The sequence below is a fragment of the Ligilactobacillus salitolerans genome (assembly GCF_003864415.1).
GTDB lineage: Bacteria > Bacillota > Bacilli > Lactobacillales > Lactobacillaceae > Ligilactobacillus > Ligilactobacillus salitolerans.
Genome location: NZ_BFFP01000117.1, coordinates 1 through 396, shown reverse-complemented (window position 1 = coordinate 396; position 396 = coordinate 1). Strand labels below are relative to the sequence as shown.

Annotated in this window: 1 pseudogene; it reads right to left on the bottom strand. The window is 39.9% G+C overall.

The features are described from left to right. A pseudogene (locus tag LFYK43_RS12315) lies at positions 1-396 on the bottom strand (helix-turn-helix domain-containing protein); the annotation flags it as partial.

Here is a 396-nt window from a genome sequence, read left to right as displayed (position 1 = left end):
CTTGAATTGCCTGATATTTTTCTGTCGAGCATCCTTCCTTTCGATCTCCTGTAATTTTTTTAAGATTGCAGCCTAAGAGGATACATACTCTAGACGGGCTCGCAATCGTTTGATCTCTAAGTCCTTTTTTTCGTTTTCTGTCAATTCACCTTTTTGTTCTTTGTTTTTTCCACGACGATCAGCTAATGCCTCAGGACCATGTTGTTCATACTTCCTGACCCAGGAATAAACCTGACCGTGAGAAACATTAAAATGTTTCATGGCCGCTGCATACTGTTTGTTTTTAGCAATTGTCCATTCCGCGATTTCGATTCGTTCAATTTTAGTCGTTTTGCGCCCATCTTTCACAGTTTTTTCCCTCCTAGTGGATCCGAATGATTTACCACTAGTATACAA